Origin of the sequence: Sodalis sp. (in: enterobacteria) (assembly GCF_047607725.1) — a bacterium.
Taxonomy (GTDB): domain Bacteria; phylum Pseudomonadota; class Gammaproteobacteria; order Enterobacterales; family Enterobacteriaceae; genus JBLKSS01.
On sequence record NZ_JBLKSS010000203.1, the window covers coordinates 1 to 6124 of the forward strand.

A 6124-nucleotide genomic window follows, 5' to 3' on the forward strand; every position below is an offset into this window, starting at 1 on the left:
TAGTACACCCCAGCTATCGACTGGAACTTAAAGGCGAATCACTACGCAAAGAGCAAGGAGTAGCCAGCACAGGAAAAATAGACTAAAACTGAGTCAGAAGATGAGCGAACACGTGATCGAATATCACTGGAATGGGTGATAGGAAAATATCGGAATAACTGATCGGATGTCGCCGGAACAGATGATCGGATACGTCGGAATCTGCAATTACGGCGTCGCTGGCGCCGTCTGACAGAAGAGATTAGCCATGTGGCAGCGCATCGCGATGTTGGATTGCGCGCGCGGGATTGCCATTTTGGGTATCCTGCTGATGAACATCACCGCCTTTGGGCTGCCGAAAGCGGCTTACCTCAACCCCGCCTATGCCGGGAGCATTACCCGCGGCGAAGCCTGGACCTGGGCCGTGCTGGATATGGTGGCGCAGGTGAAATTTCTCACCTTGTTCGAGCTCTTGTTTGGCGGCGGCGCGCGGACAACGGCTGGATTGGCGACTGCCGGCAGCGGATCCGGTGATTCAGGGCAATGCGGTGCTGTTACGTCTGTTGTTGCGCAATCTGGTGGAAAATGCCCATCGCTATTGCCCGGAAGGGAGCACCATTACGGTCATCCTGGAGCAAGAGGAAACATCGTCTGGTCGTCGATGTATTTTGCAGGTGATGGATGAGGGTCCCGGTATTGACGAGGCGCGAGCAGGGGAGTTAACCCAACAATTTGTCGAATGGACCAGCGTTATAACGGTATCGGCCTGGGGCTGAGTATAGTTACCCGTATTGCGCAATTACATCAAGGCCGCTTCAGCCTGGGAAATCGTCAAGAGAGACGGGGTACCCTGGCACGGCTCGAGCTTGACGGCTGACACAGCCTGCCATCTTTGCATTTCCGTCAGGCGAGTTCCCTGCCTGGGGCGGTGGGGCCGTCGAAACGGTAATAAACGGGACATGCCGTTCGGCGGTCCTGAATATCAATTTCGGCAGGCAGGACTGCCGGCCACGCATCGAACCAGAAGAAACGTGGCTGAGCGCGCGTGCTTTATCAGCCAGGAATAGGCTTGGCCGTCTTGAGAGGCTTTATCGGCCCAGAATCAGCTTGACCGTATTGCGAATACTCTGTTACAGAGGCGGGCGAATGGGATCAAGCAATACTGCATTTACCACATAGTCCTGCTTGCCGTCATCAAAGAGCAATTTGCTGGAATCCACCACTCGATTTTCCCATTTCTGGTGGGTTTGTACCTGACCCTGCTCGCGGCTAATTCGCTTCGAGCTGTCAATGCGCTGTTCCCAATCCACCCGGATTTCATGGCGGAATTGATTATTAGCCGCTTTGGCGGTACGCAAATCCAAACGATGCTGGATCTGCTCAGGATAGCGATATTGGAAATATTTTAACCGTATATGATGTGGCCAGATGAGGTTGGGGAACTTGCCGACCGGCCATAGGCTGTCTTCTTTCCACTCGCGGTTTCTATGTTTAACGAACCGCGCCTCAGAACTGTTACAGGCGAAAAATTTGAGTGCATCGATCGACGCACCATCACGATAACGTTCCGGATGGAGCTGATATTCCTCAACGTCTTTTTCGGTGAAATAATATTGAAAACTGGCACATTGAACAATATCGTAATGCTTGCCGACCTTGGCCAAAAATTCGCGCGGATCATCAATATAGAATTCATCAGAGTCCAGCCGGCACCACCAATCGCCATCCTGCGCCTGTTCACGAAATTTATTATATGCGCGCGATTGTAGCCCGTCGGTAAATTCATCGGTGATCTGACCGTAGACTTCCACTTTCTCCCAATGGCGGAATTTTTGATTGATAAGCTCCCAGGTTCCATCCGTGCTGGCATGATCAATCAAAAAAATCTTATCGACCCAAGGCAGCGCGGCGAGCGGCGCTCTTTCCAGGACGTCGATTTCATCTTTCACCATACAAATTGCGAATATTTTCATTTTTATTTACACCAGTTGGCCGGACCGCTAAGCAAGCCTAATCAGCACTAAGTCCGTTTCAAATTAAAATCAATGAGTTGCAGTCAAGATATCCATTAAAAATTTAAGTATCCATTACGCTTCGTTATTGCTGGACCAATTTTGGTATTGCGCATCACGCTATTTACCTTGTTACGACGCAATACGCATGACGTTCATTGAAAATTATCACTTTTTGAGTATAACTTTTTGTCTTCAGGCACAGCAGACGCGACCGGCAAAATCAGATTTTTCTTTGACTTAGGTGTCAAGCAGGGCATGGGGGCATCGATAGTGCTAGACTTAGGTCTTTGGACTTCCCGCTACGCGGCGAAACTGTCCACGAACGACGGTGTGTGTCCTTCCTGACGCTCGATCATGCTGACCCGCTTGAGATGTGGCGCGGTATATCACCGTGGACGCGACCTTTCTGCTTCTGGCGCGGAATACAGCCGTGGCGCGACCTTTCTCGTTCTAACGCGGTATATCCGTGGGCGGGCCTTTCTCGTTCTGGCGCGATATACAATCGTAGGCACTGCCTCTATAGGCCGGGAGCCAACGGCAACGCTCGGCGCTTTATCCCACCCAGCGGGCCGCTATGGCACTAAAGGGAAATAGTTACAACATACTGTGACGTTTCATTTTTATCTTCTTTCTCCTTCTTGAAGCGGTCAGATAGCTGGCTTTAGTGATGTAAGCGTTTTCTGTCCTGTGAGCTGATTCACACTGAGTTTAATTTAAACCCATTAGGATAGGCGTAGATGTTTCGTAATTGTTATCACAAGGAGTGATAAACATGAGGGAAGAGCTGATTGTATGACAACGATTCGTGATGTGGCCCGCCTGGCGGGTGTGTCAGTGGCAACCGTTTCTCGGGTGTTAAATGACAGCGCGTCTGCCAGTAAGCAGGCGAGGGAGCGCGTTCTCTCAGCGGTATCCCAATTGGGCTATCGTCCTAACGCCAATGCGCAGGCGCTGGCTAATCAGAGCAGCGATACCATCGGGGTGGTGGTCATGGACGTCTCCGACCCCTTCTTTGGCGCGTTGGTCAAAGCGGTGGATGATGTGGCGCAGAGGCACCGCAAAAACGTCCTGATCAGCAACAGCTATCATCAGGCGGATAAAGAGCGCTACGCCATCGAGGTTTTGATTCGCCAGCGCTGCAGCGCACTGGTGGTACATGCCAAAATGCTCAGCGACGAGGAACTAATCGCCTTCATGCAAAGCGAGCCGGGTATGGTGTTGATCAATCGTATCGTGCCCGGTTATGAACACCGCTGCGTCGGTCTGGACAATGTGGCCGGCGCATTGATGGCGACGTGGATGCTGCTCAAGCAAGGGCACCGCAATATTGGCTATATCGGTTCTAATCATGATATCGAAGACCAGCACCAGCGGCGCCAAGGTTATCTACTGGCGATGAATGAGGCGGGCATTAAGCCGCAGCAAAGCTGGCAGGTCAGGGCGGATCCTTATCTCCACGGCGGCGAACAGGCGATGGTGGAGCTCTTGGGTCGTAACCAGCAGTTAAGCGCGGTATTTGTCTATAACGACAGTATGGCGGTAGGGGCATTGGCGACCCTGAAAGAAAACGATATCACCGTGCCGGCGCACTTTTCCGTCATCGGTTTTGACGACCTTCCCATGTCCCGCTACACCAGTCCACATTTGACCACGGCGCGTTATCCCGTGTGCATGATGGCGGTAGCGGCGACAGAACTGGCGTTAAAAGGGACAGCCGGCCAACTTGATCAGAGCCAAACCCATCTCTACATGCCGACGCTGGTACGTCGCCATTCGGTGGCGCCGCGTCAAACTGTGATGGCGATCACTGCTTCGTCACAAGATGAAATGTAACCGGTTTCAAAGTGTGAGAACATTCACATTATATTAATATCCCTCCCGATATGCTGTAGCCGTTCTCCCGTCAGACATGGATAAACGCGTCGTTCGGAATGACTCCGGATGGCGCGACTGCAACGGTCCGTGATGCCGTCTGGCGGGGCTATCCGGCCTGGCCCCTTTTGCCATGACCTGAAAGTATTATTAGAGACTCACTGAGTGCTACCATACTGATATCCAGAGAGACTAATGAATAAGAAGGCATTTTCCCTTACCGCTCTGGCAGCCGGCCTGATGTTTTCCATGGCCGCGCAGGCTGCCAACGTGCGTATTGGTGTGACTATTATAAGTATGACGATAACTTTATGTCGGTGGTGCGCAAAGCGCTTGAAAAAGACGCCAAAGACAGCTCCGGCGTGACGCTTTTGATGAATGACTCCCAGAACGATCAGTCCAAACAAAACGATCAAATTGATGTGCTGATTGCCAAAGGTGTCAAAGCGTTGGCGATCAACCTGGTGGATCCCGCGGCCGCGCCTGTCGTGATTCAGAAGGCCCGCGGCAATGATATTCCCGTGGTGTTTTACAATAAAGAGCCGAGCCGTAAAGATCTGGATAGCTACGACAAAGCTTACTATGTCGGTACCGATTCCAAAGAATCCGGCATTATTCAAGGTGAGCTGATCGCCAAACATTGGAAAGCCCACCCCGACTGGGATCTGAACAAAGACGGCGTCATCCAATATGTCATGCTGAAAGGCGAACCGGGACATCCGGACGCGGAGGCGCGCACCAGCTACGTTATCAAGACCCTAAACGATCAGGAAAAATTAAAGACCCAGCCGCTGCAGCTTGATACCGCCATGTGGGACACCGCCCAGGCGAAGGACAAAGTCGACGCCTGGCTCTCCGGGTCTAACGCCAACAAGATTGAAGTGGTGATTGCCAATAACGACGCCATGGCCATGGGCGCCGTAGAAACCCTCAAAGCCCATAACAAGAGCAGTATCCCGGTATTTGGCGTAGACGGGCTGCCGGAAGCCCTGGAGCTGGTTAAATCGGGCGCGATGGCCGGTACCGTGCTTAACGATGCTGACAATCAGGCCAAAGCGACGTTCGATCTGGCGAAAAATCTGGCGGAAGGCAAAGGCGCCGCCGACGGAACCCAATGGAAGCTGGACAATAAAGTTGTCCGTATCCATTATGTTGGCATCGATAAAGACAACTTGGCGCAATTCAAAAAATAAAACCTGATACCCCCGCCGACCCCGGAGGGGGAATGAAACTTGTCTATTTTTGAGCTGGTGTAACTATGGCCGACATTACGACCGAACAGCATCGCGAATGGCTGCTGGAAATGAAAAATATCAGCAAATCATTTCCTGGCGTGAAAGCGTTGGATAACGTAAATCTCAATGTCCGTCCCCACTCTATTCATGCCCTGATGGGGGAAAATGGTGCGGGCAAATCGACGTTATTAAAATGCCTCTTCGGTATTTACAGTAAAGATGCGGGAAGCATCATTTTTCAGGGACAGGAAGTTAATTTCAAGAACTCGAAAGAAGCGCTGGAAAAAGGGGTTTCTATGGTGCATCAGGAGCTTAACCTGGTGCTGCAGCGTACCGTGATGGACAATATGTGGCTTGGTCGCTATCCCCGTAAAGGGATATTCGTCGACCATAAGAAAATGTATCAGGACACCAAGACTATTTTTGAAGAGTTGGATATCGATATCGATCCACGTGACAAAGTCGCCACCCTGTCCGTGTCCCAGATGCAGATGATCGAGATAGCCAAGGCGTTTTCCTATGACGCTAAAATCGTCATTATGGACGAGCCCACCTCGTCGCTGACCGAAAAAGAAGTCAATCACCTCTTCAGTATCATTCGCAAATTAAAAGCGCGCTGCTGCGGTATTGTTTATATCTCTCATAAAATGGAAGAGATTTTTCAGCTGTGCGACGAAATCACCATTTTGCGCGATGGACAATGGATTGCCACTCAGCCGGTGGAAGGGCTGAGTATGGACCAAATTATTGCCATGATGGTAGGCCGTTCGCTGAGCCAGCGTTTCCCCGATCGTATTAGTGAACTGGGAGAGGTCATGCTCGAAGTGTGCAACCTCACATCGTTGCGCTAGCCCTCGATCCGCGACATTTCGTTTGATTTGCACGTAAGCGTACGCCCAGCGCCGTCTGTTAATTCCCCATCAAGTTATTGAAGATGATGTCCATTATTTTTTTAATGGGCACAATTCATGAAACAAACCCCACCAAAACCCTCAAGACGTCGTCCCAATTTCCCGCTGGACT

At 51.2% G+C, this 6124-nt stretch carries 2 protein-coding genes and 4 pseudogenes; 5 read left to right on the forward strand and 1 reads right to left on the reverse strand.

From position 1 onward, the window contains the following. Positions 1 to 247 precede the first annotated feature (247 nt). Together ACMX3H_RS16175 and ACMX3H_RS16180 are read left to right on the forward strand one after the other, a co-directional pair. A pseudogene (locus tag ACMX3H_RS16175) lies at positions 248 to 466 on the forward strand (hypothetical protein); the annotation flags it as partial. Then, a pseudogene (locus ACMX3H_RS16180) lies at positions 456 to 856 on the forward strand (ATP-binding protein); the annotation flags it as partial. The pseudogenes ACMX3H_RS16175 and ACMX3H_RS16180, both read left to right, overlap by 11 nt. Before the next feature lie 253 nt (positions 857 to 1109). Here the strand turns inward: ACMX3H_RS16180 and ACMX3H_RS16185 are convergent. Beyond that, positions 1110 to 1952: a glycosyltransferase family 2 protein gene (locus tag ACMX3H_RS16185; protein WP_415211556.1), complete on the reverse strand. Its 843-nt coding sequence runs from the start codon at positions 1950 to 1952 to the stop codon at positions 1110 to 1112. Between the two features lie 834 nt (positions 1953 to 2786). On the opposite strand from ACMX3H_RS16185, the gene galS reads away from it, so the two are divergent. From galS to ACMX3H_RS16200, 3 genes and pseudogenes are all read left to right on the forward strand, one after another. Beyond that, on the forward strand, positions 2787 to 3827 hold the full coding sequence (gene galS / locus ACMX3H_RS16190; protein ID WP_415211557.1) for an HTH-type transcriptional regulator GalS: 1041 nt from the start codon (positions 2787 to 2789) through the stop codon (positions 3825 to 3827). 234 nt (positions 3828 to 4061) lie between these two features. Next, a pseudogene (gene mglB / locus ACMX3H_RS16195) lies at positions 4062 to 5059 on the forward strand (galactose/glucose ABC transporter substrate-binding protein MglB). A 65-nt stretch (positions 5060 to 5124) separates the two neighbouring features. Continuing rightward, positions 5125 to 5949: pseudogene (locus ACMX3H_RS16200) on the forward strand (ATP-binding cassette domain-containing protein); the annotation flags it as partial. Positions 5950 to 6124: the final 175 nt, after the last annotated feature.